A 239-nucleotide genomic window follows, 5' to 3' on the forward strand; every position below is an offset into this window, starting at 1 on the left:
GCCAGTTGGCCTGCTGCAGCGGCAGACGCTGCGAATCCGAAATCGAGATCACGGGCGCATCGGTGAACGTGTCGAACACCGGTTGCAGCTCCGGCAGGTCCAGACGGCCGTGCAGCGTGGTCACGAACGGCGTGTCCAGCGTCGAAAAGAGCGGGAACGGCAGATAGTCGAGGTGGAAGTGCACCACGTCGAACTCGTGCGCGACCTTGCGCACCTTCTCGAGCAGCAGCATGTGCGGG

Annotated in this window: 1 pseudogene; it reads right to left on the bottom strand. The window is 64.0% G+C overall.

The features are described from left to right. Positions 1-239 (bottom strand): annotated as a pseudogene (locus SB753_RS41020) (glycosyltransferase family 4 protein); the annotation flags it as partial.

This window comes from Paraburkholderia sp. SIMBA_053 (assembly GCF_046534895.1).
GTDB lineage: Bacteria > Pseudomonadota > Gammaproteobacteria > Burkholderiales > Burkholderiaceae > Paraburkholderia > Paraburkholderia caledonica.